This is a genomic window from Kitasatospora sp. NPDC006697, from assembly GCF_042869935.1.
In the GTDB taxonomy this organism is placed as follows: Bacteria; Actinomycetota; Actinomycetes; order Streptomycetales; family Streptomycetaceae; genus Kitasatospora.
This window is the reverse complement of sequence record NZ_JBIAGU010000009.1, coordinates 261,407-284,984: the sequence shown is the minus strand read 5'-3', so window position 1 is coordinate 284,984 and position 23,578 is coordinate 261,407. Positions and strand designations below refer to the sequence as shown.

Here is a 23,578-nt window from a genome sequence, read left to right as displayed (position 1 = left end):
GGGGGGGGGTCCCCCCCCCCGGGCCCCCCGTTTGGGGGGGGGCCCAATAAATTGGGGGGGGGGGTTTTTTTTGGGGGGGGGGGGGCCGCCCCCCCCCCCGGGGGGGCCCGCCCCCCGCTTCGCTGATCGGCCGCCGAGGCGGCCGTGGTGCTGTCAGACCAGGTGGTCGAAGGCCCCGGCCTTCGCACCCGAGACCATGGCCCGGATCTCGCCGCGGGTGTAGACCAGCGGGGTCTGCTCGGGCCGCTTGGAGTCGCGGATCGCGACGAACTCGCCGATCACGCCGAACTCCACGCAGTTGTCGTTGCCCCCGCTGTCCGGGCTCTTCTCCCAGACGACGCCGGAGAAGTCCAGCTCAGCGGGGTCGGGCTTGGTGGTGCTCACTCTTACAACTCCTTGAGGATCTTGTTGATCTGGCTGCGGGTCTCGGGTGGTCCGAGAGCACGGGCCCGCAGGTGGTCGAAGACCTCGGTGTAACGCGCCACGTCCTCGGATTCCTCGAAGTACACCGAGTTGGTCAGATTCTCCACCCACACCACGTCCGGGTTCGGCTCGGGGAATCCCATGAGCATGAACGACCCGTACAGGCCGGGGTGGAACCCCGCGGCGAACGGCAGCAGCTGGACGGTGATGTTCGTGCGGGGCTCGACCTCCAGCAGGTGCTCCAACTGGCTCTTCAGCACGGCCGGGGCGCCCTCCACGCGGCGGATCGCGCCCTCGTCGATCACCGCCCACAGCTTCGGCGCGTCCTCGGGGCCGAGGACCTTCTCCTGGCGCTCCATCCGCACCGTCACCAGGGCATCCACCTGCTTGGGCGTCAGGTCCACCCGCATCTCGGTGATGACCTCCCGCGCATAGTCCGGGGTCTGCAGCAGCCCCGGCAGCAGCTGCGGCTCGTAGGAGCGGAAGCTCGTCGCGCTGGACTCCAGCGCGAGGTAGCCGCCGTACTGGGTGGTGTTGATGACCGCCGAGTACTTACGCCACCACTGCTGGCGCTGGGCCTGGTCCGCGCGGACCAGGTCGAGGATGTCCTCGCGCACCACCGGATCGCTCACCCCGTAGCAGTCCAGCATCGCCTTCACCAGCACCGGACTGGTCCCCCGGTCACCGCTCTCGATCCGGCTGAGCGAGCCCTGGTTGACCTCGATCGCGACAGCGACCTCGGCCATCGTCAGATCTGCTCTCTCCCTCAACTCTTTCAGCTTCGCCGACAGTTGACGGCGGTACACCGACTTGAGCGCGGGACTCCTCTTCGACGCCATGCCCCCAGTGTGTCCGTCGCCGCCGCCCCAGGACAACCAATCTGAGGAATCTGGACGGGACATGTTGTCCAACCCATATGCCTAGGGGCATGCTGGCTACCGGTAGCGACGTGTGACGGAGTGATCGCACTTCGTGGCATATGCCGCTGCCTTGCGCCGACTGCCGGGGTCTTGAGCCCTGGAGGGCCGACGTGCCTGCCGACCCATCCGCGGGCCGGCCGGGGATCTCCTCCGGACCGGTTGCCCGCTCTTGCCACTGGGGAGCACACGCCATGCACGCTGCACATCCCGGTCCCGCCGCCTCCGCTCCTGCGCACCCGCCGAAGGTGGCCGAGTGCGGGTTCTACCTGGCCATACGGCCTGGCGGGTTCGTCCTGCACATGAGCGCGAGCCCCGAGCACATGCGGCGGATGCGGGATCGGGTGTTCGAGGCGGTCGCCGGCTTCGGGGTCGGCGAACCGGTCGCCGAGGCGGCCCGGCTGCTGGCCAGCGAGCTGGTGGGCAACGCGGTGCGGCTGTGCGGGCCGTGGACGCCGGTGGTCGTGCAGATCGTCAGCAAGCCCGACCACGTCCAGGTCCAGGTCCACGATCCGGAGCCCGGCGCGCTGCCCGGCCGCAGAGCCGATCCTCCGGACAACGAGGACCTGGAGTCCGGGCGGGGCCTGTGGATTCTGGACGCCCTCGCGCCCGGCTGGACGGTGGAGCCCACCTCGGTCGGCAAGCAGATCACCGCGACGCTGCCGTGCGGGGAGTTCGCGGCCGCCTGACTTCTGGATCTTCCGGCACGGGATGCCGCCGCCCCTGCGGGCGCGCGCCCCGGTGCCGGGCCGCGCGACGCACCCCAGGCACCCCGGGCCTCGGGTGTCCTCGCGCGGCGGGCGCCGCCGCCTCCCCTTCCGGCGGTGCCCCTCGCGGCCCGGCCGCCGTCTGCGGCGGCCGGGCCGCCCCCGAGCGACACCGCACCTTCCGCCCGCAACGACGCCTGCCCTGGAGGCCCGACATGACGCCGGCCCAGACCCTGCCGAACAGTCCCTCCGTCACCGTCCGCCCCGGTCCGCCGCTGGCGGGCCTGGTGCGGGTGGACGGCTCGAAGAACGCCGCCCTGCCGCTGCTGGCCGCCGCCGCGGCCACCCGCCGCACGGTCCACCTGGATAACCTGCCCGCGATCCGGGACGTGGAGGCGATGCTGACGCTGATTCAGCGCTCGGGCTATCACTTGGCCCGTCCGGTCAGCGACCCGTCCGGCCTGGCGCTGATGCCCGCCTCCGACCGCCTTCCCGTGCCCGACCTGCCCGAGGCCGCCGCCATCCGCGCGTCCTACTACCTGGTGCCCGCTCTGCTCGCCTCGTGCGGGCAGGCCGTCCTGCCGTGGCCCGGGGGCTGCCGGATCGGCGAGCGGGGCATGGACCAGCACTTCAAGGTGTACGCGGCGTTCGGCGACAAGGTCGAGGTCGACGACGGCGGCTACCGGATCACCGCCGTCGAGCACGGACCGCGCGAGGTGATGATCGACCTGCCCTTCCGCTCGCGGGGCGCGAGCGTGGCGGCCGTGCTCCGCGCCGTCGTCGGCGGCCACCGCCTGCTGCTGGGCAACCCCAACCACTCCCCGGAGTTCACCGGCATGCTGGCCGCGCTGCGGCAGGCCGGGTACCGGATCGAGCTGGGCGCCGACACGCTCACCGCCCAGCCGCTGAGCCGGGCCGAGGACACCTCGCTGCACTGGGCGGTGCCCGGCGACAAGATCGAAGCCGGCACGCTCGCCTGCGCGATCGCCGCCACCGGCGGGACCGGCAGGATCGAGGGAGTCTGCGGCGAGGACGTCGCGGTGGTGGTCGAGGCCTTGAACTGGCTGGGTATCTCGGCGACGTTCGAGCCCGGCGCCCTGGAAGTGCACGACTCCGCCCACCCCAGCGGCCGGGCTCTGGAGGCGGTCGCCTCACTGACCCCAGGCGGCCTGGACGCCGACTTCGAGCCGCCGCTGCTGGCGCTCGCGCTCGGCCTGCCCGGCACCCACCTGTTCGCCGACTCCATCAACCCCGGCCGGCACGGCAACCTGCTGCCCCAGCTCGCCCGTCTGGGCGCCGACATCGAGGAGCTCTCGCCCACGCAGTGCCGCCTGATGGGCCCGCAGCGGCTGACCGGCGCCGTGGTCGAGGCCACCGACATCCGCACCGGCTCCGCGCTGCTGATCGCCGGGCTCACCGCGCGTGGCACCACCACCGTCACGGGTCTTGGCCAGCTGATGCGCGGGCACGCCGATCTGCCGGGCAAGCTCCGCTCGCTGGGCGCCGAGATCAGCGAGGTTGCGCCGTGACGCGCGTGCTGGAGCGGATCATCGCCACCACCGACGTGCACTCCCAGCTCGGCGACGCGGCCGGCCTGCTCGCCCACCTCCACCGCCAGCGGGACACCTCGCTGGTGGTGGACTGCGGGGACTTCTTCGAGGGCACCGGCTACTACCGGCTCGGCGGCGGCGACATCGAACGAGCCATCCTGACCTCGCTCTACGACGTCCTGGCCCCCGGCAACCACGGCTGGAAGTACCACTTCGCCCCGGGGCTGCACGAGCTGACCGTGTGCGCCAACGCCGTCGGCGCCGACAGCGGCAAGCCCTTGTTCCGCCGCCTGCACCTGGCCCAGGTCGCTGGCCGGAGCGTCGCGGTCACCGCCGTGATCGGCCCGCAGGCGTTCAACGCCATCCCCGCCGCCGACCGCTCCGGACACCGCGTCACCGACCCGGCCCGCGCGCTGAGGCAGCTGCTGCTCGAGCACCACCACGAGGTCGACGCCTGGGTGGTGCTGTCGCACTCCGGCTTCGAGGAGGACCTGAAGCTGGCGGGCACCTGCCCGTTCCTGGACGTCGTCTTCGCCGGGCACTGCCACAGCGACCGCTACGCGCCCGAGCCGGTCGGCAACACCCTGGTCGTCAAGGGCGCCGAACTCGCCGCCGGGTACGCGATCGCCGAACCGGTCGGCCACGGCTGGGCCGCCCACACCTGCCGCTTCCCCCACGCCGCTGCCCTGCCCGCCGCCCTGGAGCCGATCGGCGCCCGGATCGAGGCCCTGCGCGGGCAGCTGACCGCGCCGCTGGGCCGTATCGACCCCCGGTGGCGGCACCAGGTGCCCGGCCGGCGCGAGCTGCTGACCGAGGTCGCCGCCCGCCTGCACACCGGTCTCGGCGCCGACGCCGTCATCCTCAACGAGACCGCGGTGCGGCCGGTGCTGCTGGGCGAGGTGCTGACCCTGGAGGACCTGCTGGCCGTCGAGCCGTTCGGCAACCAGCTGGTCCACGCACCCGTGCCAGGCGCCGACGCCGCCGACGTGGCCGGCCTGCTGGCCCGCCTCACCGAGCGGGCCGGCCCCCTGGTCCTGGCCCCCGACCCGCTTCCGGCCGGCCTTCGCACCGTCCTGACCACCGACTACCTGACCGAAACGGTCTCAGGCGGCCGAGCGCCCACGGCCGGGCTCCAGCTCGGCCAGGCCGTGCGGCACGTTCTGGCCGACCCCCTGTCCAGCACCGAGGAAGGAGAGCCGAAGTGATCCTCACCGGCCCCGAGATCACCGCCGCCGTCCGCGACGGCCGCCTGCGGATCACCCCGTTCGAGTCCGGCCAGGTCAACCCCAACAGCTACAACGTCCGCCTGGGCCCCACGCTGCTGACCTACACCGAACCGGTCATCGACGCCCACCGGCCCAACCCCACCACCGCCGTCCAGATCGGCCCCGAGGGCTACGTCCTGCAGCCCGGCGAGCTCTACCTGGGCCACACCCTGGAGGAGGTCGGCTCCGACACCTTCGTGCCGCTGCTGTTCGGCCGCTCCTCGGTCGGGCGCCTGGGCCTGTTCGTCGAGATCACCGCCCCGATCGGCGACATCGGCTTCCACGGCCAGTGGACCCTGATGCTCAACCCCGTCCGCCCGCTACGGGTCTACCCGGGGATGAAGATCGGGCAGATCATGTTCTTCGTCGCCGTCGGCCCGGTCGACCTCTACGCGGGCAAGTACCAGGCCGCGCTGGGCCCGCAGCCCTCCGGATACTGGCGCGACGCCGCGGCCGAGGCGGTGGCCTGATGATCCTCACCGGCCCCGCGATCGCCGCCGCCGTCGCCACGGGCGAGATCGCCATCGACCCCTTCGACCCCGCACGGCTGTCCCCGAACGCCTACGACTGGCGCCTCGGCGAGACGTTACGCATCTGCGACGGCGACCTGGACTCCGCCGCCCCCACCCCCTTCGCCGAGACCGCCATCCCCACCAGCGGCCTGGTCCTCGAGCCCGGCGTGCTCTACCTGGGGGTGACCCTGGAGCGGACCGGCTCCGAGCGGTACGCGCAGATGCTCAACGGCGACCGCACCACCGGCGCACTCGGCATCTGGGTCCACGTCTCCGCACCGCTCGGACACGCCGGCCACGCGATTCGCTGGACGCTGGAGATCCGCGCGGCCCGGCCCGTGCGGGTCTACCCGGGCATGACCTTCGGCAAGCTGGTCTTCCTGCAGACCTTCGGCGCCCCCGCCAGCTACCAGCAGCTCGGCACCAAGTACACCGCCACCGACGGCATCGACATCTCCCGCCTGTACGAGGAGATCCCCGGCGGTGCCGCGTGAACGCACCCCTGGTGGCGACCTTCCTCGACCTGCCTGCCGGCAGCCCCGGCGGCAGCGTCGAACTCTTCCTCGACCTGTACACCGGCCCCGACCCGCTCATCCCCGCCCGCGCCTTCATGCTCCAGCCCGCCGGGCACAGGCCCGCGCCCACGGCCGGGCTGGACCTGCTGGCCGTCGGCGGCAAGTGCCTGGAGGGGCCCGCGTTCCGCCGCTACGTCACCGCCCTGCGCCAGGCCCTGGCCGCCGCCCTGGACCCGGCGTCCATCGGCGTCCTCCACCTCCAGCACCTCGCCTTCGGCGCCACCCCGGCTCTGCTTCGGGCCCTGCCCCAGCACCCGCGGATCGCCCTGGTGCACGGCACCGACCTGCTCTTCGCCGAACTGCACCGCGACCAGCTGCAGATCCTGCGCGAGACCGCCCGCTTCGCCGACGCCATCGTGGTCCCCACCGGCGCGATGGCCGACCGGCTGCTGCGGCTCGCCCCGCAGACCGACCGCCGCAAGATCACCCACATCCCCTGGGGCATCCCCGACCGCCTCCTGACCGAGCCGCTCGCCCGGCCCCCGCACCGCCCCGGCCAGACCCTGCGGCTGCTGTACGCCGGACGGCTGAGTGCCGAGAAGGGCGGCGAACTCCTCGCCAAGGCCCTGGCCCGCGTGCCGGGGATCGAACTGAGCATCGCCGCCCCGCGCCACGAGTTCCACGCCCTGGCCCCGCTGCTCAAGCGCGCGGGCCTCCATGCCCGCTACCTCGGCTGGCTGCACCGGCCTCAGCTGTGGAAGGCGTTCGCCGACCACGACGCGCTGGTCATGCCGTCCACCACGCTGGAGGCCATGGGCCTGGTCGCCCTCGAAGCCCAGGCCCGCGGCCTGGCGGTGCTCTACCAACCCGTCCCCGGCCTGCGCGACGCGCTCGGCGCCTCCGCTTTGGCCACCGACTTCACCAACCCCCAGGCCGTGGCCCGCGATCTGGCCCGGCTGAAGTCCTCGCCCAGCCTGCTGCCTGCCCTGCGCAAAGCTGGCCGGGACAACGCGGCCCGCTACCCGCTCAGCGCCACCGCGGCCGCGCTGGCCGACCTGGGCAAGCAGCTCGCCTGACATCCGGGCCGGTCCCGTGCCGCAACCCGCCCCGCCCCCGTCGCTTCACTACGCTGGCGGGGCGGACCATCCACGAAGATTCGGGGAGACGATGACACCCAGCACCGACCGCATCCGCCAGCTGCTGGAAGGCGGTGTCCGCGACAAGGCATACCCCGGTGCCGTCTGGGCCTTCGGCGACGCCGGCGGCACCCTGGCCAGCGGCAGCGTCGGCTCCCCGGACCCCGACCGGCCCGAGCAGATGATGCGGGCGGACACCGTCTTCGACGTCGCCTCCCTCACCAAGATCCTCGCCGTGTGGTCGTCCATCGGCGCCCTGTGGACCGACGGCGCCCTGCCCCTGGACGCGCCCCTCGCCAGCATCTGGCCCGAGGTCGACGGTCACCCCCTGGGCCAGGTCACCGCCCGCAACCTGCTCACCCACACCGCGGGCGTCCCCCTGCGGGCCCAGCTGAAGAACCTCTACGGCACCGACCCGGCCGCCATCCGCGCCGGCGTGCTCCACGAGGCCCTGCACCGGCCGCCCGGCGAGGCCGTCGAGTACACCGACCGCGCTGCCCTCATCCTCGGCTACCTCGCCGAACACCTCTCCGGCCAGCCCCTGGACCAGCTCGCCCAGGCCCGGACCTGGGCACCGCTGGGCATGACCGGCACCCGCTTCGGGCCGCTGCCCGCCGGCCTCCCCGCCCGATGCGCCCCCACCGAGCTCGACCAGGACACCGGCGCCCACCTGAAGGGCACCGCCCACGACTTCTCCGCCCGCCTCCTGGGCGGGGTGTGCGGCATCGCCGGCGTCTTCTCCGTCCTGGACGACCTCACCGTCTTCCTGCGCTACCTCCTCGACCCGGCCACCGCCGCCCATCGCCCTGGGTTCGGCCCCGAGTGGACCGAGGAGTCCCTGACCGTGCAGACCGGCTCTCTGGAGCCCGTCCGCGGCCTGTTCTGGCACCCGGCCCCCGGCACCGACCCCGCCGAACAGACCTGGGTGCACTACGGCTTCACCGGCACCGGCATGTGGGTCTCTCCCAAGCTGGGGACCTGGGCCGTGCTGCTGACCAACAAGCTGTACTTCACCCGCGACCGCGAGCCGCTCACCAGCATCCGCAACAGCTTCCGCCAGCTCGCCATCGGCTGACCGCACACGCCCGGCGGCCTCCTGCGCGGACCGGGCCGGGAACGGCTTAGCCCCGGCGACATGGCCATCAAGGCCAGCGGTCCACCGGGGCTTTCCATCCGATGCTATCCGCCCAGCGGCCAGGACGCCTCAGACCCCGATCACGCCACCGCCCTGGCCGTAGACGACCGCCTGCCACTCCAGCAGCGGGCAGTCGGCGACCAGCAGCGTGTCCAGCCCGTCCGCTCCCCCGGCGGCGACGACCCGCGCGAACGCCTCCTCATGGACAGGATGGTTGCCCTGGAGCGCGTCGCAGTGCTGGCAGCCGTTGGCCCACTGCCGCTCCCGCATGACCCGGCTGTACCGGCTCGCCACCGGAGCTGCCAGGTCAGGTCGCCCCTTGCTCTGCACCAGCCGGACGGCCAGCTTCATCGCCGCCTCTCCGTCCGTGGTGTGCAGCCCTCCGTACCCGCGGGCGGGCCGCTCGGGGTACAGGCCGACCAGACACAGCGTGTCCTTGCCGCACTTCCAGCACTCCCGCGTCATGCCCAGCACGCGCAACGCGACGGTGGTCGCGGACCCCGGCGGCACCGTCGCAGGCAGCTGCAGGTTGTCCGGGTCGAAGTCGTCCGTCTCGGCGAGCTCGTCCAACCGCTGGCAGACGGCACACCACACCTCCCAGCCGCCGTCACCCTTGCGAAGGAACCCGCCGCCGGGCAGGACCAACACCGAACACCTCACGCACCCGCCGGCGAACCGGTTCTCCACGCGCTTCCTCCTTCAGCTACGACTCGCGCTCCCGCACGGTATCCGGTGCCCGACACCCGACCGTCGCCCAGCCGCCTCCGGGCGATCGCCGACCGGCGGCGTCCCCGGCCCGGTAGCGTGATCACCCGTCACCCCCCGCCGTCATCCGGGAAGGAAGTCCGACGTGAGCAAGGAAGCCGTCGCGTACGTGAACCAGCTGGGCATGACGGACGAGACCGCCCGTCGGGTCTTCCTGCTGCTCGCCGAGCGGACCAGCACCTCACGCCTCGCGTGGGACGGCGAGACTCCGGAGATCATGGGCATCGAGCTCACCCCTGCCGACATCCCCGCCCTCGCGGCCCAGGCCGGCCTCGACCCCGAGGGACTCCGCGCACAGCTTCGGCAGCTGAAGCAGCACGTACGGATGGATGTCCTGGAGCACAGCGACGGCGTGTGGGAGATCGTCTACGGCCCCTCGTACACCAAGCCCCGGCAGCCGCGGCCGCAGCCCGTCACCGAGGCGAACGTCGGCCAGCTGCACGACTTCGCGATGCCGGGCTGGGATCGGTACAGCACGTGGGGCTACGAGGTGGGGCTCGGCCACTACTACGCCCAGATCATCCACAACAGCGACGACCGCGACGCCGAGCCGCGGATCTGGATCACCCCGCCCAGGTACGTGGTGCGGACGATCGACGAGCTCGCCCAGGCCATCGCCGACGCCCTTGCTCCGTACGAGCCGATCTCCATCCCCGCCAGCATCATCAAGATGTACATGACCAAGCCGCCCGCCCCGCGCTGAACCCCGGCCCCGGCCGGCCCAACCGGGACTTGTGCTGCTGCGGCTGTTGCGCACCTCCGTGGCGGCCGTGGTGGAAACCACCTGCGGACGCGCGCCGCCGGTCGCTACCGTCGTGGCATGGGATCGCCGATCACGTTCGAGCGTCTGTTATCCGGGGCCCGGGACTTCGCCCACCTGGCCATGGGCGCCCACGCGGAGGGGCAGACCGAGGTCTTCCTCCTGGACGCGGGCGTCAGCGTCGAGCGGTTGGCCAAGGCCGCGCTGGTGCGGGTGCACCCGACGCTGCTCTCGGAGGTCAAGGGCAACGACGACATGCTGTTGCACTTCGCCGGAGCCCTGACCACCCCGCCGCAGAGGTTCCACACCATCGGAGCCGCAGCAGCCATCGCCCGGCTGAGGAAGATCGGCGTCCTGCCCCGGTCGGCGGAGCTGGACGGGCTGATCGAGTTGAGGAACGGCGTCGCGCACCTCGGTGCGAGCAGCGCCGAGGACTACCTCGCCCCGTTCGTGGAGACGATCTGCAAGCTCCTCGACCACGCCGGCCAGGACCGCTCCGAGTTCTGGGGGTCATGGTCCGAGGCCATACAGGTGACCCTCGACGATCGGTTCGACCGCGTTCAGAAGGCTGTCCACCTCCGTATGGACCAGGCCCGGTTCCGGATGGAGACCCGCTTCGGGAAGCTGCCCGAGGGAACGGTCGAAAGCGTTGCCCGGACCATCGGAGAGACGGGGCTCGTGGTCATCGACCGAAGCCCGACCGGCGTGCTCTTCCGTACGCTCAGCAAGTGCCCTGCCTGCACCGTCGAGGCGGCCACACTCTTTCTGAAGGCACCGAACACGACCCTGCTGTACGAGATGGAGCTCACCGCAGAGGAACTGCTCTGTGGCCTCTGCGGACTCCGCCTCGCGGGCACGCAGGAAATCGAGATCGCCGGTCTCCCGACCACCATGAACTGCAAGGTCGAGGACCTCAAGGAAGTGATCAACGACGGCCCCATCACCAGCCGCTTCTCCGAGGGCCCGGACCTTGGGCAGGCTCGCGGGCCGGTGGAGGACAGTTGGTAGCCACGCCATCCGCCTGCCGCCGTATAGTCAGCCCAGTCAGCTTGGTAGGCCGACTCCGGCCGGTGGCCGTAGGGCCAATGGGCGGAGCAGCAAGCAGTGCGATCTCGGTCACAGGCCACCGAGGGGAATGGGACACGATGGCTCACCGCAGCGTGTCGGCGACCCGGGGCTCCGGCCCCACGTAAAGCGACACACTCGCGGGGGACACGTCCTTTGCAGCGATACCGGCGGCGTACATCCCTGGTCATGGGACGCCCACGCTGATCATGGTCCACCGAGCGAGGCCTCCGCAGGGGGAGACCGTGATCGCCATCCGCGGCAACCGCGGCGAGCCGGGGGTGCCGGAGGACCCGTCCCAGGGCCTGGTGTGGAGGGCGATCGAGGAGGCGGTCCACCAGCGGCTGGCACTCGACCGTCTACGCCGGGGATTCGAGACGCACCTCGGGGGAGCTGAACCCATCTCGGATATTGCTTAATGCTACGAGTTAACTTATAGTTTGAGCTGTGCGCCGCAGTGGCCCACCTTTCCAGTGGAGTGACCCCTCTTGAGTAAGAGCACCGCGAACACCGTGCTGGACGCCTTCCGCTACCTCGCATGGATGACCGCCGCGGGGATGTTCATCTACGGCCAGGTCGAACTGATGTTCCTGGCCGTCGTGGTGGCCATCGGCCTCGGCGATTGGCAGAGCACCCATTGAGCACGTCACCGGCCGCACCGGGCGCCGTCCTCCCGCCCCCGGCGGGGCCGGGAGGCGCGAGCGACGGCACGCCTGAGACGAAGAGTGCTTCCAGGGCCAGACTGGCCCTCGGCGAGCGCGACGCCGCCCTCCTGGACTTCGAGTACCGGCACTGGCCCAAGTCGACCACCGCCGCCCCAGGGCCGAAGGAAGCGGCGATCCGAGCGGAACTCGGCATCTCGCCGACGCGCTACTACCAGCTGCTCAACGGCCTCCTGGACAGCGAAGCAGCACTCGCCCGCCACCCCGTGATGGTCAATCGCCTCCGGGCCGTGCGGGAGAGTCTGCGGATCGCGCGGCAGTAGCACGGCCACGTTGGCCGCGGCCGGCCCCGCACGACACGGCCCGGGCGGAGGTACCCCCGCCCGGGCCGCCCAGCGGCATCCGCCCGCCCACCCCTCTTCCCACCAGCACCTTCCGAAGGAGCGAAGTCACATGAGCCTGGCCATTCCGCCGGCGGTCGTCGGCCGCGGAGCGATACGCATCAACCTGGACCGAGGCATCCACCCGGCCACCCTCAAGCCGTTGCTGGAGCCGGGCACCACCGCGCCGACTTCCCGCTGCGGGACGTGCGTCTTCTTGGTGGAGCGGGTAGCCGGAGACGGCAAGGCCCGCATGAAGTGCGCCATCAAGGCCCAGCGTCGGCGAGGCCCGGACCTCAAGCCGGACTTCCCGGCGTGCATCGAGTTCCGCACCGCCGCGTAACAGCAGCCGCCCGGCGGGGCGCAGCCGCGCCCCGCCGCCCACTCCCACCCTCAACGTCATCAAGAGGTGCCTCCATGTCCGGCGTCGACCCAAGCCCGACCGAGCGCAGTCGCGCGATTACCCCTTCGCATCTCCCTCCCGGGCGGTGGCGCTGATGGCGACCGAGCCCACCCTCTCGCGCGGTGAACCGTGCATCGACTGCGGCGCGCAGGTCGGTGCGGAGCACCCGGCCGGCTGCCGGGAGAGCCACTGCCCGCAGACCGGTCTCCCGCAGGCCATCTGCTCTGGCCGGCACGGCCACAGCGGCGGCGGCATGTGGACCGGCCTCGTTCCCGGCGAGGATGCCGCAGTGAGCTTCGGCTGGTTCGCCGCGCTCCGCCCCGGCGAGGGGTGGGTGCCAGTTGAGCCCAGGCCCGACGCCGTGGACTACGAGGCCGACTACATGCCGGATCTCAATAGGGTTTTCTCGCAGGCCCGTTGGAGCCCTGCAACCCAGAAGTGGATGCCCCCGCGGTCCCCGGCGAGCTGAGGGGGCGGGTCACGGCCGCGTCAACGCGAACCGTATTGCTTAACTCTATGAATGTGGATAGAGTGAAGGCATCGCAGCGGCCGCCCGCCGGGCCGGCCGCCCATGACCGCACAACCCACCCAACGCCCGACGGGAGACCATGATGACCTCCGCCGCCAGCAAGCGATCCGCCCAGATCCACGAACGCCTCTCCGGCCGGGCCCAGCGCGCACTGGAAGACCAGAAGAAGAAGCTGGCCGAGCACTGGGACCGGTTCAAGGGCATGGATCCGAGGATCATCAACGCGTCGAGCCTGTTCAAGGGCCTGGAGCTGCGCCAGCAGCTCATCGAGATGTGGTCCGAGGTCGTCGGCCAGTGCGCACTCAGGCACGCTTCGCTGGTCTTCCAGGACGCGATCGCCAAGGCGGAGACGACCGCCGACGACGGAGTGACGGGCGGCATGGGAACCCACGTGTCCAACGCCCGACAGGAGATGCACGTCGAGGCGTGCCAGCACTTCCGCGAAGAGGCGGAGGGCATCTACAAGGCGCTGGCCTGAACCCGCCCGCGGTCCCCACCGCTCGACCCGGACCGACCACACCACGAACACGGAGGACACCATGGGCGCCGTCGAGAACCACACAGCCCTGATGTACGGGTACCGCCTGGGAGGTCCGGCCGACGGCTGGGCCGGACTGGCGAGCGACCTGACCTGGTACAGCGCCGACGGCGAATCCTGGCTGATGCCTCGGGCGTCGTGGGCGACGGAGGCCATGCGCGAGGAGAACCACGGCGACCACTTCGCCGGAGCAGCCGAGGAGCGCCTGGCGGCCTTCGGCCTGGGCGAACTGCTACTGCGGACGTACTCGATCGGCCTGGACGACGAGGGCCACATCCTCGCCGCCATCGTCCGCGAGCCTGACGGGAAGCCGCTCACCCTGGATGCCGCGGCGATGAGCGCCGTCTCGCAGCACGACGGACCCCTGGCGCGGGCGCTGTCCGTGCTGGAGCTGCATCCGCACGCCACGAAGCCGGAGTGGATCATGGCGAGCTACTACGCATAGCCCACCCTCGCCCCAGGTTCGGGGTCCGCCGCTCGGGCCCCGAACCCCAGGAGGAACCCGCCAGCCACAGGCCGCAGGTGCCACCCGCGACTCACATTGAAGGGAATCATGGACGAGACGAAGTCCGACGGAACGCCGCGGCCCCAGGCCCGCCGGTTCGTCATCGGCAACAGCGCCCCACAGGGCCCCCGCACGCACACCTCCTGGCACCTGGAGCGGGAGGTGGTGCGACTGTCGCCCGACCTCGGGAGCTCCCGGGTCAAGGGGGCGGGCAACTGGGGCCGATCCCCGGGCGCCGGCCAGCCGCAGGGGTGCACACCGAAAGGGGACGCCTGATGGGCAAGTCCGCGCTGCGGCGCACCAAGGTGTCCGCGACCCGCAAGCGCGCCTGTCTCGACAAGCGGCCGTACACGTCGCCGGACTCGGCGCAGGAGGCCGCGGATCGACTGGCACGCAGGTTTCCGTGGAAGCACCCGAAGGTCGCCTATGAGTGCCAGTACAGCGGGCGGGAGCCGCATTGGCACATCGGCCGCCCCTTCGACATCCCTCGGAGCCGGAGACGTTAAGCATCCTCGCAATGTTGCTTAAGTCTATGAGATCAGGTACTGTTTGAGCATCGCCCGACCAGTGGAACCCGCCCTCAAGCACCTGCTCCTGGTTCGGCGCTCTCTCCTCCTCCGCGAACGGACCACCCCGATGACCTCACGACACATCCTGGTATGCCTGCCCCCGCGCGCCGCCGAAACCGCCCACGCCCTCGCCACCCGCGTGCTGTGCGCTGTCGAGGAAGCCGACGACGACGACTCCACCAGCTACCGGATCTCCGAAGGCCGCTACACCAGCCACTTCCCCCTGGTCACCGGAGCGCCCGCCGACGATCCTCGCCTCGTACGGTCCACGGCGGGAGAGCCCGGCCGGTGCGCAGGCGGCGTCCTCAGCCTCCTGGACCTCGCAGCTCTGCGGGACCAGCGCGCGGCGAAGGCGGCCGACCTCTACGACGCCTGGGCCCACGCCACCGAAGGGATGCCCCCGGCCCGGCCGTGGGAGTCGTGCGCGGAGCAGTGGGGCAACCACTCCCCCCAAGCGCTCCTCGCCTTCCGCGACCAGCCCCAGCCCCAGCTCAAGGCCCTGGCCAAGATCAAGGGCGGGACGGGCCGGACGGGCCCACAGCAGCGGCGCGAGGAGGCGGCGCTGATCACCCTGGACCGCGCCGGGTTCATCGCGCGGGCCCGCCGCCGGGCGGTCCCCGGCCACATCCTCCTCGAACTCGACGGCACGTGGACCTCCGACCCGGCCGACCTGGGCTCGGACGACGCCGCCGAGACGGGCAGCACCGCGTACCACGACCACGCGAACGCCTACATCGACGCCCTACCTACCGACTTCCTAGTCGTCGGTATCGACTGCCGCCGCTGACGCCCGGCCCCCGCCGGAGACGACCCCTCGCCGCCGGGCAGACAGCCCGGCGGCGCCGTCCCACCGAACTCCCCCTCCAGCAGAGCCTGTTACAAGGAGACCCCGTGTCCTGGGACCTCATCCCCGGCGAGCACATCGACCGCACCGACCTCCACGCCCGCTTCGGGGGCCGTATCCACGGCCGCATCAGCCCGTCCAGGCAGAGCCCGAACGTCCACCTGTTCATCACACCGGATGCCGAAGCCAGTTGTCTCGACGGCTGGACCGGCACGCATCTGCACTTCGGCGGGGAGGGCGGCCTCGACGGCACCGACCAGACGCTCTCGCAGGGAAACCGCTCCGTCGCCGAACACGAGCAGGACGGCCGGGCGCTGCGCGTGTTCCTCCAGCTCCACGGACGACCGGCCCAGTACCTGGGCCAGTTCCGGCTGGACGCCGATGTGCCGGTCGTCTACGCCGATGCTCCCTTCGACGCACGGCGGCCCCAGCAGGTCAGGCGGGCCATCGTCTTCCGGCTGCTGCCACTGAACGGCGCCCCGACGGGCCTGAGCACCGCCGACCCCATCGCGGAACGGAACACCGTCCGGCCGATCGGCACCGGCACCGGCACCGGCACCGGCACCGTCATGAGAGTCGCCGATCCCAGCCCGGCCGAGGAGGCCGCTGGCAGGCTGCTGCGGGCCTACGAGAGCTACGCCCGGTGGGCGCACCAGGCGAAGCTGTCCAGCTACCTGGTCACGGTGGCCGGGGCCTTCACCGAACTCCACGTCGACCTGTACGACCTCACCCGCAACGAGCTCGTGGTGGCCCGTGCGACAGCAGCTCGCCCTGTCGTACGGGAAGCCATCGGGGAACTGCACGACCTGGCCCGCTACTTCGATGCGGAGCCGCGCCGGGTCCTGCTGCTCCCTTCGCCCCCCGACGAGGACCTGACCGAGCTGCTGCACCACCAGCAGGTGAGCGCCGTCTGGCCCTCCGGCCCCCGGGAGTTCGCCCGCTCCGAGGTCCCGGCCTGATCCCGACCACCCGGGTGCCCTGCCGCTGAGCGGCAGGGCACCCTCCACGACAAGGAGAACCCCGTCCCGATGACGGATCACCCGCCGCTGGCCAGCTGCGTACCGGCGTTCGGCCGCCACCGGACCTACCCCCCGAGGCAGGGGTGGCTCCTGAAGGTCCACCACGCCGTCCAGGACGACCCGCTGGTCTTCCGCCATCCCGACGCACCCGTCGTTCTCGGCGTCGGCTCCAGCATGGTGGCGAGCATGCGGTTCTGGGCCGGCGCCTTCGGCCTCGTCGAGGAGGACGCCGCAGGGAGCGGCGCCGTGACGCCGTCCGCCCGCGGCCACTGGCTGCTCGACGAAGCCGGCGCCGACCCGTACCTGGAAGACCCGGCCACCCTGTGGCTGCTCCACTGGTGGCTACTCAGCGGCACGCCCTGTCACGTCCCGACCTGGTACTACCTGTTCGCGCGCGCCGGACTCTCCACCGTCACCCGGGCCGAGCTGCGCACCCTCGTCCGCGGAGCCGCGGAGCGCAGCGGCTGGAAGACTCCGGCGGACGACACTGTCGGCCGCGACATCGCCTGCATCGCAACGATGTACGCCCCGCAGGTCGCTTCCCCCGACCAGCCGCGGGCCGGCCTTGAGGACATCCTCACCAACCCGTTCCGCGACCTCGACCTGCTCTCCACCGCCGCCCCGGGGGAGCATCATCGCGGCGACCGCAGTCACGTGCTCAGCCTGAACCGCAGGGCGGGCCGGCTCGCTCCCGCCGCCGTCCTGGCGTACGCCTGCCTCGACCACGCCGCTCGCCGCTGCGCACCGGCTCCCGGCAGCATCGCTCTCTCGCGGCTGGCCAACGAACCCGGCAGCCCCGGCCGGGTGCTACTCATCGACACCCGCTCGCTCCACAAGGCCCTCGAACGGGCGGCACGCCGGCACCCGGCGCTGTCGGTCGTGGAGTCCGCAGCGGGAGAGGCCCTGCTCGCCTACTCAGCGCCCCCTGCGGAACTGGCCGACGAGGTCCTGGCCGCCGCCTACCGCCGCCCGGAGGGCCCCGGTGGCCACTGAACTCTCCCGGCCGAGCGCCCTCGCCGGTGTGCACCAGCCGTTCCCGGCGCCGGTCTACCGGTTCGAGTACCAGCAGTTGCTCGCCGCTGGCGCCCTGGTCGACCGGGCCGGGCGGCCGGTGAGCGGCGCACCCTGCCCGACCTGCGACTGGCTGGTGGACACCTTCACCTGCCCCGGCTCCCTGCCCTGTCCGCGCTGTTCGGTCAAGGCCGATCAGCGGTGCATCCGGCCGAGCGGGCACGCAGCGGACCGGTTCCACACCGGCCGCGTCCGCGCCGCCGAGGCCCGGGACCGGGCCCGCGAGGAAGCCGGCGACTCGACCCTGCTCGCGCCCTGGCCCGAGCATCCGACACCCGACGAACGGCTCCTGCCATGACCGCCCCCGCCATCACCCCGACCCCCGTCAGGTTCCACCTGGGCGTCCACCAGCCCGCCTGGATGGAGCACCTCGACTTTCCCCTGTTCGTCTCCAACCGGCGGCTGATGCACCGCAAGTCCCTGCCCCGGGCCGCCGGCCCCTGGGCGCTGGACAGCGGAGCGTTCAGCGAGGTCGACCTCTACGGCCGGTGGAAGACCACCGCCCAGCAGTACGCCACCGCCGTCAACCGCTACCACGACGAGATCGGCAACCTCGAGTGGTGCAGTCCCATGGACTGGGTCTGCGAGCCGTGGATGCTGCCCAAGACGGGCCTTACCATCGAGGAGCACCTGAGGCGCACCGTCGACTCCGTCGTCGAACTGCGCTCCCTGGGCATCAAGTCCCGCGTCATCCCGGTCCTGCAGGGCTGGCTGCGCTCCCACTACCTCCGCTGCGCCGAGATGTACGCCGACGCCGGCATCGACCTCCTGGACGAGCCGCTGGTGGGCGTCGGCAGCATGTGTCGGCGCCAGAACCATTGGCGCGCCTCGCTCCTCCTGGACGAGCTCGCCCGCCTCGGCGGCGAAGGGGCGCCGCTCGTTCCGCTGCATGCCTTCGGTTTCAAGATCCAGGGCCTGACGTTGTCCCGCTCGCTGGCGTCGGCCGACTCGATGGCCTGGAGCTCGGCCGGCCGCAGGGAACGCGGGTGCAGCCCGACCCACACGACGGAGAGCAACTGCATGTCGTACGCGCTCTGGTGGAGGACCCATCTGATGGAGCGGCTGGAGGACGCGGGGGTGCCGACGTGCGCGGCGTGACGCCCACCACGACGGAGATGCGCGGCATCCTCGCCGGCCGGCCGCAGGGCTGGACCCAGCGCTGGCGGTACGGCCTGCCCAGCTGGCGGCACGTCAGCGAGGGTGGCTTCCGGCGCGAGCGGTACAGCGTCACGGAGATCCCCGAGGCGCTCGCCCGTTCGTTCATCGAGCACCACCACTACCTGGCCGGCTGGCCCTCGGCCCTCCATCGCTATGGCCTGTGGGACCACGAGCCGCCGCAGGTCGAGGAAGGCCCCGGTCCCGAAGGCACCGCCCTGGTCGGCGTTCTCGTGCTGGGCTGCCCCATGAACGAACGTGTCCTCACCAGGGCCTTTCCCCACTTGACCCCGTACTACGAGAGCGCGGAGATCTCGCGCCTGGCGCTCACCGACGACGTGGCCGCCAACGGCGAGAGCTTCTTCATCGCGGCCGCGATGAAGAAGGCCGCCGAGCGCGGTATCCGGGGGGTGGTGAGCTTCTCCGACCCGGTGCCCAGATCACGGCGCACCTCGAACGGAGACATGATCATCTCCAACGGGCACCTCGGCATCGTGTACCAGAGCTGCAACTTCCGGTTCACCGGGCGCGGGACGCGGCGAACGCTCACGCTGCTGCCGGACGGCACCGTCCTGACGGCTCGGTCCCGGGCCAAGCTGACCGGCCGCGAACCTGAGCCCGGAGCCGCAGGGGTGGAAAGCCGGCTGGCCGCTCTCGGAGCGCCGCCCCGCATGGCAGGCGAATCCCCGGCGCAGTGGCTACCGAGGGCCCTAGAACACCTCGGAGCCCGCTCGGTACGCCACCCGGGCAACTTCCGGTACGTCCTGCCTGTCGGGCGCAGCCGCGCCGAGCGCTCCCGCACGCTGATCGCTCTCGATGCGCAGCCCTACCCCAAAGGAATTGCTTAACTCCATGAGTTTGGCTATTGTCTTACTTGCAGCGCGGCGGGAACGTCCGCCGACGGCGCGGCTCGATCCGCCCCGCTGCCCGACACCTCATCTCCCGGATCGCTCCCAGCTTCCCGCGCCGAGCGAGCTGTGGCTGACGCGCAAGGAGTGCTCACGTGAAGACCTATACCTGGAGCGAGTTCAACGCCGCGCTCGGCGCCGGCATCGACATGACTGCGGAGGCGGCCGAGCAGGAGACCACCGAGATGCCGTTCCCGGTGGTCCGAGCCATCGCGGAGACGCATCTCGCCAACATCGCGTGGCCTTGGGAGTTGGCAGGCGTCGCGGCCCCCGCGCCCGAGGACACTCCGACTGCCTTCACCGCCGAGCAGATCAGCCAGGCCATCAACGGAGCCGTGGACGAGGCCGCTGAGCGGGAGGGCGGTTGCGCGAACGACCGGGACAACCTCCTGGTGAACGCGGTCCTCGCGCTCCTGGAAGACCCTGATGCGGACCTCGGCGACGTCGCAGAGTCCTGCTACGGAGAAGATGCGGACACGATCGCCGCGTGGGCCAGAGACGCCGCCTGAAAAACCCCGTCGGCCCACCCCCACCCACCCGGAGTCATCCGGCATAGGCCGGACATTCGACCAGGAGGTCATCCACCCATGAATCTCGGCGAACTGACCGAGTTGCTCTCTCTCCAGAATCAGCCACGCATCCTCAGCACGGCGGACATCGCCGGACCGGACCGCACCTTGGCCTACGGCTACACGACCCAAAGGGTCTCCTGGCACTGCTACCTCCACAGCGGCAACATCCACGTGCTCTCCTACAGTGGACCCACAGGGGCCGTGGTAAGTCACCATGCGCGTCCCAGCTGGGACGTGGCTGAGCTCACGCCGGGCAAAAGGGTCTACCCCGAGAGCGTCGACGCTGGGTTTGCGCGGCTACTCCTGGAGCGCGGGCAGGAGCTCCCGTTCGCGAGGTTCGACGAAAAGCGGCACGCGAGGGTCGCCGCGCTTACCTTCCACGGAGCACTTTGGGACGCCGCAACCGGCACGCTCCTCCAGGACGCCACCCGGCCATGATTCAGCAGCTCACCCCTTCCCGCCGGCACGAAACGACGGCCCGACCAGCTGTCAGGTACTCCCGGCCCCGGCTCGCCCTGTAAGACCGTCGGAACCCTCTCGGTACTTTCCAGCCCCGGCCCGGCGGGCCGTCGCCTGCGCCGGACCCCCAAGCCTCGATCGGATCTCCTCATGACCGCACAGGTAGTGGTGTTCATCGCCTCCAGGAACACAAGCACCACCCACCGGCGGGTGCTCTGGCGGGTGAGCGAAGCCGACGCGCGCAAGATCTGCTCCGACGAGCGCACCTCGGGCCGCAACCACATGCTCTGCTGGACCGCGCACTCCATCGACGATCCGGAGATCAACCGCTACGTGCGCGACACCGGCACGTACGCGCAGGTGCTGGCCGACTACGACGTCATGATCCTCCGCTCGTTTGGAGCGCACCCGAGGCCGGATCGGCGGCTGGCAGCGTGACGAGGCCCAGGACCACCCCCGTCGGTGCGACCGGCGACCGCCCGGTATGGGCGGACCCAGCGACACCGAGGCATACGGGCCGCTGGAGCCGGTGGTCGACGACCTGGCCACCGCGCAGCGCCGGCGCGAGGAGGACCTGCGCGGCCCGCGACGACGGACCCGCGCTGAAGTTCCGCTGGGAGGCGGACCCAGGATTCCCGCCGGTGAGCTGGCGGATGGAGGTGTGTACGTCCCGGCTCGGCCGGTTCGTGTCCACCGGGTACTGGGTGGCGATCGCCGGATCGTCCATGGATGCTTCGGCCGGCCAGGTTGGGCGGCGCCCTGCGCCCGAAGATGCCGGATGAGTCGGCGGGCGCTGCACCACGCGCTCCAGCCTGCCCCGCCGCCAACTCCGTCGCCGTCAGTCAGCACCAGGCCCGGCGGTCCGGGGAAGCCACTGCGCGGGCGGGGAAGACCTGCGGCACTTCGCCGCGGCCCGGCAACCCGCTTCGGGCGCGTAGGCGACTTGAAGACGAAGGGAGTTGCTTAAGTCTATGATTGGGCTTATGGTTTAAACATGCCGCTCGATGCGGCCCCGGCTCCGCCCCCGGCAACCACCGCTCGCCCGCGACGGAGCCGGTCAGCACCGCTCCGACGGAGGAGCGGCCGTCAGCCACCGCCGACAAGAAGGACAAGAACGTGCCGAACACCTTGGCCCCCATCACTGACGAGGACTCCTACCTCCGCACGCTGGAGCAGGCCCGCAGCGCCGCGGCCGCGTACTACAGCGGCGGTGACTCGCAGATGGACGACGCGACCTACGACCACCTCGTGAACGCCATCTCCGCCTACGAGCAGAAGCATCCGGACCAGCGCGCGGCCGACTCGCCCACCACCAAGGTGGCCGCCGGGGCGCTGCCCGAGGGATCAGTCGTGCACACGACCCCCATGCTCTCTCTCGACAACGTCTTCGACGCCGACGAGCTGGTCCGCTGGGCCCAGTCCCTGGGCAAGCGGCTTGGCCGCGAACCGCGTGGGTTCCACGCCGGCCCGAAGATTGACGGGCTGGCGGTCGCGGCACACTACCGCGAGGGCAAGCTCGTCCAGCTCGTCACCCGGGGCACCGGCACGACCGGGGAGGACGTCTCGCACGCCATCGGCACCATCGACGGCCTGCCGGTCACGCTGGACGCGCCGGTCTCGGCCGAGGTTCGCGGTGAAGTGGTCCTGCTCCAGTCCCGCTTCGAGGAGGCGAACGGCATCCGTGTCGCCCACGGTGAGGACCCCTTCTCCAACCCCCGCAACGCCGCCTCGGGCTCGCTCCGCGCGACCGGCCGGAACTACACCATCCCCCTCAGCTTCTACGGATACGGCCTGCTGCCCGCAGCCGACGGCGAGGCGGGCGGGCTGATCCGCGAGGAGATGCCCCACACCGAGCTGATGAAGGCCCTGGGCAGCCTCGGAGTCCGGACCGTGGACGACACCCCGGTCGGCACGCTGACCTCGCCGCTCATCAAGGACATCCAGGCGTACGTCGAGAAGGTCGCCGCGCAGCGAGCGACCCTGCCGGTCGGGATCGACGGCATCGTCATCAAGGCTGACCACCCGCAGGACCAGGCCGTCGCAGGCTCCGGCTCGCGTGCGCCCCGATGGGCGATCGCGTTCAAGCTGCCCGCGTTGGAGGTGATTTCGACGCTTGCTGCGGCCACCTGGACCACCGGACGCACAGGCAACATCGCTCCGCGCGGCGAGGTGCTGCCGGTGGAGATCGAGGGCGTGACGGTGCAGTTCGCGACGCTCCACAACCCCGGCATGATCGCGCGGTTGGGGCTGCGCATCGGCGACCGCGTCGTAGTCCGCAGGGCCGGCGACGTGATCCCGCAGATCCTCGCTCCCGTCACGTCGGCGCGCACCGGCCAGGAGAAGCCGATCGAGCTGCCCACGGTGTGCCCGGGCTGCGGAGGCGAGATCGACAAGAGCCAGGAGCGTTGGAGGTGCCTGAAGGGCCGTGCGTGCAACCTCGCGGCGTCCATCACCTACGCCGTGCAGCGTGATGTCCTGGACATCCAGGGGATCGGGCCGAAGGTCGTCGCGCAGTTGGTCGCGCGGGAGGCGGTGCAGGATGTCGCCGACCTGTTCACCCTCACGCTGGGGCAGCTCACCGCGGCGACCGGCAGCGAGAAGACGGCCGCCAAGATCCTGGACCGTCTCGCCGCGGCGAAGCAGCAGCCCCTCGCCCGGGTGTTCTGCGCCCTGGGGGTCCGGGGGACCGGGCGCAGTATGTCCCGACGGGTCGCTGACTTCTTCGGCAGCATGACCGCCATCCAGGCCGCGTCGGCCGCCGAGCTGCGCCAGGTCGAGGGGATCGGCTCGGAGAAGGCGGCCTGGATGTTGGCCGAGCTGGCGGAGCTGGAGCCGGTGATCGCCAAGCTGGCGGCGGCGGGCGTCAACCTCGGCGGACCGCAGGACAGCGCCCCGGCGGCCGACATCTCCGGCTCCGGCCAGGACTCGGGAGCGGCGCTGCCGCTGGCCGGGAAGACGGTCGTCGTGACGGGTTCGATGGGTGGCCGCCTCGGACTGTTGTCGCGCAACGACATGAACGAGCTGATCGAGAAGGCGGGGGGCCGGTCCGGGTCCAGCGTCTCGAAGAGCACCAGCCTGGTCGTCGCCGGGGACAAGGCCGGCTCGAAGAAGGCGAAGGCGGAGCAGCTGGGCATCCCCGTCATCGGTCCGGACGAGTTCGCGCAGATGGTCAGCGCCTATCTGTGACCGTGGAGTTGGGGGCCGGTTTGGCCCG

At 71.4% G+C, this 23,578-nt stretch carries 28 protein-coding genes; 25 read left to right on the top strand and 3 right to left on the bottom strand.

The annotated features are described in order from the left end of the window. Positions 1-153 precede the first annotated feature (153 nt). Both ACFYNO_RS15635 and ACFYNO_RS15630 read right to left on the bottom strand, forming a co-directional pair. Positions 154-384 (bottom strand): DUF397 domain-containing protein, encoded by a 231-nt coding sequence (locus tag ACFYNO_RS15635; protein WP_388011458.1) that lies wholly within the window; start codon positions 382-384, stop codon positions 154-156. 2 nt (positions 385-386) lie between these two features. Next, the gene (locus ACFYNO_RS15630) at positions 387-1,262 is read right to left on the bottom strand and encodes a helix-turn-helix transcriptional regulator (protein WP_388011456.1); all 876 of its coding nucleotides are present in this window, start codon (positions 1,260-1,262) and stop codon (positions 387-389) included. Between the two features lie 272 nt (positions 1,263-1,534). On the opposite strand from ACFYNO_RS15630, the gene ACFYNO_RS15625 reads away from it, so the two are divergent. From ACFYNO_RS15625 to ACFYNO_RS15595, 7 genes are all read left to right on the top strand, one after another. Further along, positions 1,535-2,029 carry an ATP-binding protein gene (locus ACFYNO_RS15625; RefSeq protein WP_388011454.1) on the top strand — a complete coding sequence of 165 codons (495 nt, stop codon included), beginning with the start codon at positions 1,535-1,537 and terminating at the stop codon, positions 2,027-2,029. Between the two features lie 233 nt (positions 2,030-2,262). Further along, complete coding sequence (locus ACFYNO_RS15620) at positions 2,263-3,576, top strand: UDP-N-acetylglucosamine 1-carboxyvinyltransferase (protein WP_388011452.1); 1,314 nt, start codon at positions 2,263-2,265, stop codon at positions 3,574-3,576. Further along, a complete protein-coding gene (locus tag ACFYNO_RS15615; protein ID WP_388011450.1) occupies positions 3,573-4,802 on the top strand; it encodes a metallophosphoesterase in 1,230 nt (409 codons plus the stop codon). Before ACFYNO_RS15620 ends, ACFYNO_RS15615 begins: the two co-directional genes overlap by 4 nt. Further along, on the top strand, positions 4,799-5,332 hold the full coding sequence (gene dcd, locus ACFYNO_RS15610) for a dCTP deaminase (RefSeq protein ID WP_388011448.1): 534 nt from the start codon (positions 4,799-4,801) through the stop codon (positions 5,330-5,332). The genes ACFYNO_RS15615 and dcd overlap by 4 nt, the downstream gene beginning before the upstream one ends. Then, a complete protein-coding gene (locus ACFYNO_RS15605; RefSeq protein ID WP_388011446.1) occupies positions 5,332-5,868 on the top strand; it encodes a deoxycytidine triphosphate deaminase in 537 nt (178 codons plus the stop codon). Before dcd ends, ACFYNO_RS15605 begins: the two co-directional genes overlap by 1 nt. Beyond that, on the top strand, positions 5,865-6,965 hold the full coding sequence (locus ACFYNO_RS15600; protein ID WP_388011444.1) for a glycosyltransferase family 4 protein: 1,101 nt from the start codon (positions 5,865-5,867) through the stop codon (positions 6,963-6,965). The genes ACFYNO_RS15605 and ACFYNO_RS15600 overlap by 4 nt, the downstream gene beginning before the upstream one ends. 91 nt (positions 6,966-7,056) lie before the next feature. Further along, the gene (locus tag ACFYNO_RS15595) at positions 7,057-8,100 is read left to right on the top strand and encodes a serine hydrolase domain-containing protein (RefSeq protein ID WP_388011442.1); all 1,044 of its coding nucleotides are present in this window, start codon (positions 7,057-7,059) and stop codon (positions 8,098-8,100) included. A gap of 129 nt (positions 8,101-8,229) precedes the next feature. Here ACFYNO_RS15595 and ACFYNO_RS15590 read toward each other — a convergent pair whose 3' ends face one another. After that, positions 8,230-8,808 (bottom strand): hypothetical protein, encoded by a 579-nt coding sequence (locus tag ACFYNO_RS15590; protein ID WP_388011440.1) that lies wholly within the window; start codon positions 8,806-8,808, stop codon positions 8,230-8,232. 202 nt (positions 8,809-9,010) lie between these two features. Here ACFYNO_RS15590 and ACFYNO_RS15585 point away from each other — a divergent pair, with 202 nt between their 5' ends. The 18 genes from ACFYNO_RS15585 (at position 9,011) to ligA (ending at position 23,550) form a co-directional block, all read left to right on the top strand. Beyond that, positions 9,011-9,628, top strand: a complete 618-nt coding sequence (locus ACFYNO_RS15585) for a hypothetical protein (protein ID WP_388011438.1) — start codon at positions 9,011-9,013, stop codon at positions 9,626-9,628. A gap of 117 nt (positions 9,629-9,745) precedes the next feature. Beyond that, the gene (locus ACFYNO_RS15580) at positions 9,746-10,693 is read left to right on the top strand and encodes a hypothetical protein (RefSeq protein WP_388011436.1); all 948 of its coding nucleotides are present in this window, start codon (positions 9,746-9,748) and stop codon (positions 10,691-10,693) included. Positions 10,694-11,238: 545 nt separating this feature from the next. Next, positions 11,239-11,391: a hypothetical protein gene (locus ACFYNO_RS15575; protein WP_388011434.1), complete on the top strand. Its 153-nt coding sequence runs from the start codon at positions 11,239-11,241 to the stop codon at positions 11,389-11,391. Then, complete coding sequence (locus tag ACFYNO_RS15570; RefSeq protein WP_388011432.1) at positions 11,388-11,735, top strand: DUF3263 domain-containing protein; 348 nt, start codon at positions 11,388-11,390, stop codon at positions 11,733-11,735. Before ACFYNO_RS15575 ends, ACFYNO_RS15570 begins: the two co-directional genes overlap by 4 nt. 130 nt (positions 11,736-11,865) lie before the next feature. Then, the gene (locus ACFYNO_RS15565; RefSeq protein WP_388011430.1) at positions 11,866-12,135 is read left to right on the top strand and encodes a hypothetical protein; all 270 of its coding nucleotides are present in this window, start codon (positions 11,866-11,868) and stop codon (positions 12,133-12,135) included. A 154-nt stretch (positions 12,136-12,289) separates the two neighbouring features. After that, complete coding sequence (locus ACFYNO_RS15560; RefSeq protein WP_388011428.1) at positions 12,290-12,664, top strand: hypothetical protein; 375 nt, start codon at positions 12,290-12,292, stop codon at positions 12,662-12,664. A 139-nt stretch (positions 12,665-12,803) separates the two neighbouring features. Further along, entirely contained in the window at positions 12,804-13,202 is a 399-nt protein-coding gene (locus tag ACFYNO_RS15555; protein WP_388011426.1) for a hypothetical protein, read from the top strand. 61 nt (positions 13,203-13,263) lie between these two features. Continuing rightward, positions 13,264-13,707 (top strand): hypothetical protein, encoded by a 444-nt coding sequence (locus ACFYNO_RS15550; protein ID WP_388011424.1) that lies wholly within the window; start codon positions 13,264-13,266, stop codon positions 13,705-13,707. Between the two features lie 696 nt (positions 13,708-14,403). Then, positions 14,404-15,123: a hypothetical protein gene (locus ACFYNO_RS15545; protein WP_388011422.1), complete on the top strand. Its 720-nt coding sequence runs from the start codon at positions 14,404-14,406 to the stop codon at positions 15,121-15,123. A 104-nt stretch (positions 15,124-15,227) separates the two neighbouring features. Continuing rightward, entirely contained in the window at positions 15,228-16,139 is a 912-nt protein-coding gene (locus ACFYNO_RS15540) for a hypothetical protein (RefSeq protein ID WP_388011420.1), read from the top strand. A 69-nt stretch (positions 16,140-16,208) separates the two neighbouring features. Further along, complete coding sequence (locus tag ACFYNO_RS15535; RefSeq protein WP_388011418.1) at positions 16,209-17,192, top strand: DUF4007 family protein; 984 nt, start codon at positions 16,209-16,211, stop codon at positions 17,190-17,192. Then, a complete protein-coding gene (locus tag ACFYNO_RS15530) occupies positions 17,182-17,568 on the top strand; it encodes a hypothetical protein (RefSeq protein WP_388011416.1) in 387 nt (128 codons plus the stop codon). Before ACFYNO_RS15535 ends, ACFYNO_RS15530 begins: the two co-directional genes overlap by 11 nt. Further along, the gene (locus ACFYNO_RS15525) at positions 17,565-18,368 is read left to right on the top strand and encodes a hypothetical protein (RefSeq protein ID WP_388011414.1); all 804 of its coding nucleotides are present in this window, start codon (positions 17,565-17,567) and stop codon (positions 18,366-18,368) included. The genes ACFYNO_RS15530 and ACFYNO_RS15525 overlap by 4 nt, the downstream gene beginning before the upstream one ends. Further along, positions 18,356-19,273, top strand: coding sequence for a hypothetical protein (locus ACFYNO_RS15520; RefSeq protein WP_388011412.1), 918 nt, complete (start codon positions 18,356-18,358; stop codon positions 19,271-19,273). The genes ACFYNO_RS15525 and ACFYNO_RS15520 overlap by 13 nt, the downstream gene beginning before the upstream one ends. A 155-nt stretch (positions 19,274-19,428) precedes the next feature. Further along, complete coding sequence (locus ACFYNO_RS15515; RefSeq protein ID WP_388011410.1) at positions 19,429-19,842, top strand: hypothetical protein; 414 nt, start codon at positions 19,429-19,431, stop codon at positions 19,840-19,842. Positions 19,843-19,920: 78 nt separating this feature from the next. Next, a complete protein-coding gene (locus ACFYNO_RS15510) occupies positions 19,921-20,343 on the top strand; it encodes a hypothetical protein (protein WP_388011408.1) in 423 nt (140 codons plus the stop codon). 171 nt (positions 20,344-20,514) lie between these two features. After that, the gene (locus ACFYNO_RS15505) at positions 20,515-20,802 is read left to right on the top strand and encodes a hypothetical protein (protein WP_388011406.1); all 288 of its coding nucleotides are present in this window, start codon (positions 20,515-20,517) and stop codon (positions 20,800-20,802) included. A gap of 678 nt (positions 20,803-21,480) precedes the next feature. Next, positions 21,481-23,550 (top strand): NAD-dependent DNA ligase LigA, encoded by a 2,070-nt coding sequence (ligA, locus tag ACFYNO_RS15500; RefSeq protein ID WP_388011404.1) that lies wholly within the window; start codon positions 21,481-21,483, stop codon positions 23,548-23,550. Positions 23,551-23,578 lie beyond the last annotated feature (28 nt).

Excerpts from the sequence above, each read along its gene's own strand:
- ACFYNO_RS15630 (WP_388011456.1), bottom strand. The coding sequence starts at position 1,262 with ATGGCGTCGAAGAGGAGTCCCGCGCTCAAGTCGGTGTACCGCCGTCAA.
- ACFYNO_RS15625 (WP_388011454.1), top strand. The coding sequence starts at position 1,535 with ATGCACGCTGCACATCCCGGTCCCGCCGCCTCCGCTCCTGCGCACCCG.
- ACFYNO_RS15620 (WP_388011452.1), top strand. The coding sequence starts at position 2,263 with ATGACGCCGGCCCAGACCCTGCCGAACAGTCCCTCCGTCACCGTCCGC.
- ACFYNO_RS15605 (WP_388011446.1), top strand. The coding sequence starts at position 5,332 with ATGATCCTCACCGGCCCCGCGATCGCCGCCGCCGTCGCCACGGGCGAG.
- ACFYNO_RS15595 (WP_388011442.1), top strand. The coding sequence starts at position 7,057 with ATGACACCCAGCACCGACCGCATCCGCCAGCTGCTGGAAGGCGGTGTC.
- ACFYNO_RS15580 (WP_388011436.1), top strand. The coding sequence starts at position 9,746 with ATGGGATCGCCGATCACGTTCGAGCGTCTGTTATCCGGGGCCCGGGAC.
- ACFYNO_RS15565 (WP_388011430.1), top strand. The coding sequence starts at position 11,866 with ATGAGCCTGGCCATTCCGCCGGCGGTCGTCGGCCGCGGAGCGATACGC.
- ACFYNO_RS15560 (WP_388011428.1), top strand. The coding sequence starts at position 12,290 with ATGGCGACCGAGCCCACCCTCTCGCGCGGTGAACCGTGCATCGACTGC.
- ACFYNO_RS15555 (WP_388011426.1), top strand. The coding sequence starts at position 12,804 with ATGATGACCTCCGCCGCCAGCAAGCGATCCGCCCAGATCCACGAACGC.
- ACFYNO_RS15550 (WP_388011424.1), top strand. The coding sequence starts at position 13,264 with ATGGGCGCCGTCGAGAACCACACAGCCCTGATGTACGGGTACCGCCTG.
- ACFYNO_RS15545 (WP_388011422.1), top strand. The coding sequence starts at position 14,404 with ATGACCTCACGACACATCCTGGTATGCCTGCCCCCGCGCGCCGCCGAA.
- ACFYNO_RS15535 (WP_388011418.1), top strand. The coding sequence starts at position 16,209 with ATGACGGATCACCCGCCGCTGGCCAGCTGCGTACCGGCGTTCGGCCGC.
- ACFYNO_RS15525 (WP_388011414.1), top strand. The coding sequence starts at position 17,565 with ATGACCGCCCCCGCCATCACCCCGACCCCCGTCAGGTTCCACCTGGGC.
- ACFYNO_RS15510 (WP_388011408.1), top strand. The coding sequence starts at position 19,921 with ATGAATCTCGGCGAACTGACCGAGTTGCTCTCTCTCCAGAATCAGCCA.
- ACFYNO_RS15505 (WP_388011406.1), top strand. The coding sequence starts at position 20,515 with ATGACCGCACAGGTAGTGGTGTTCATCGCCTCCAGGAACACAAGCACC.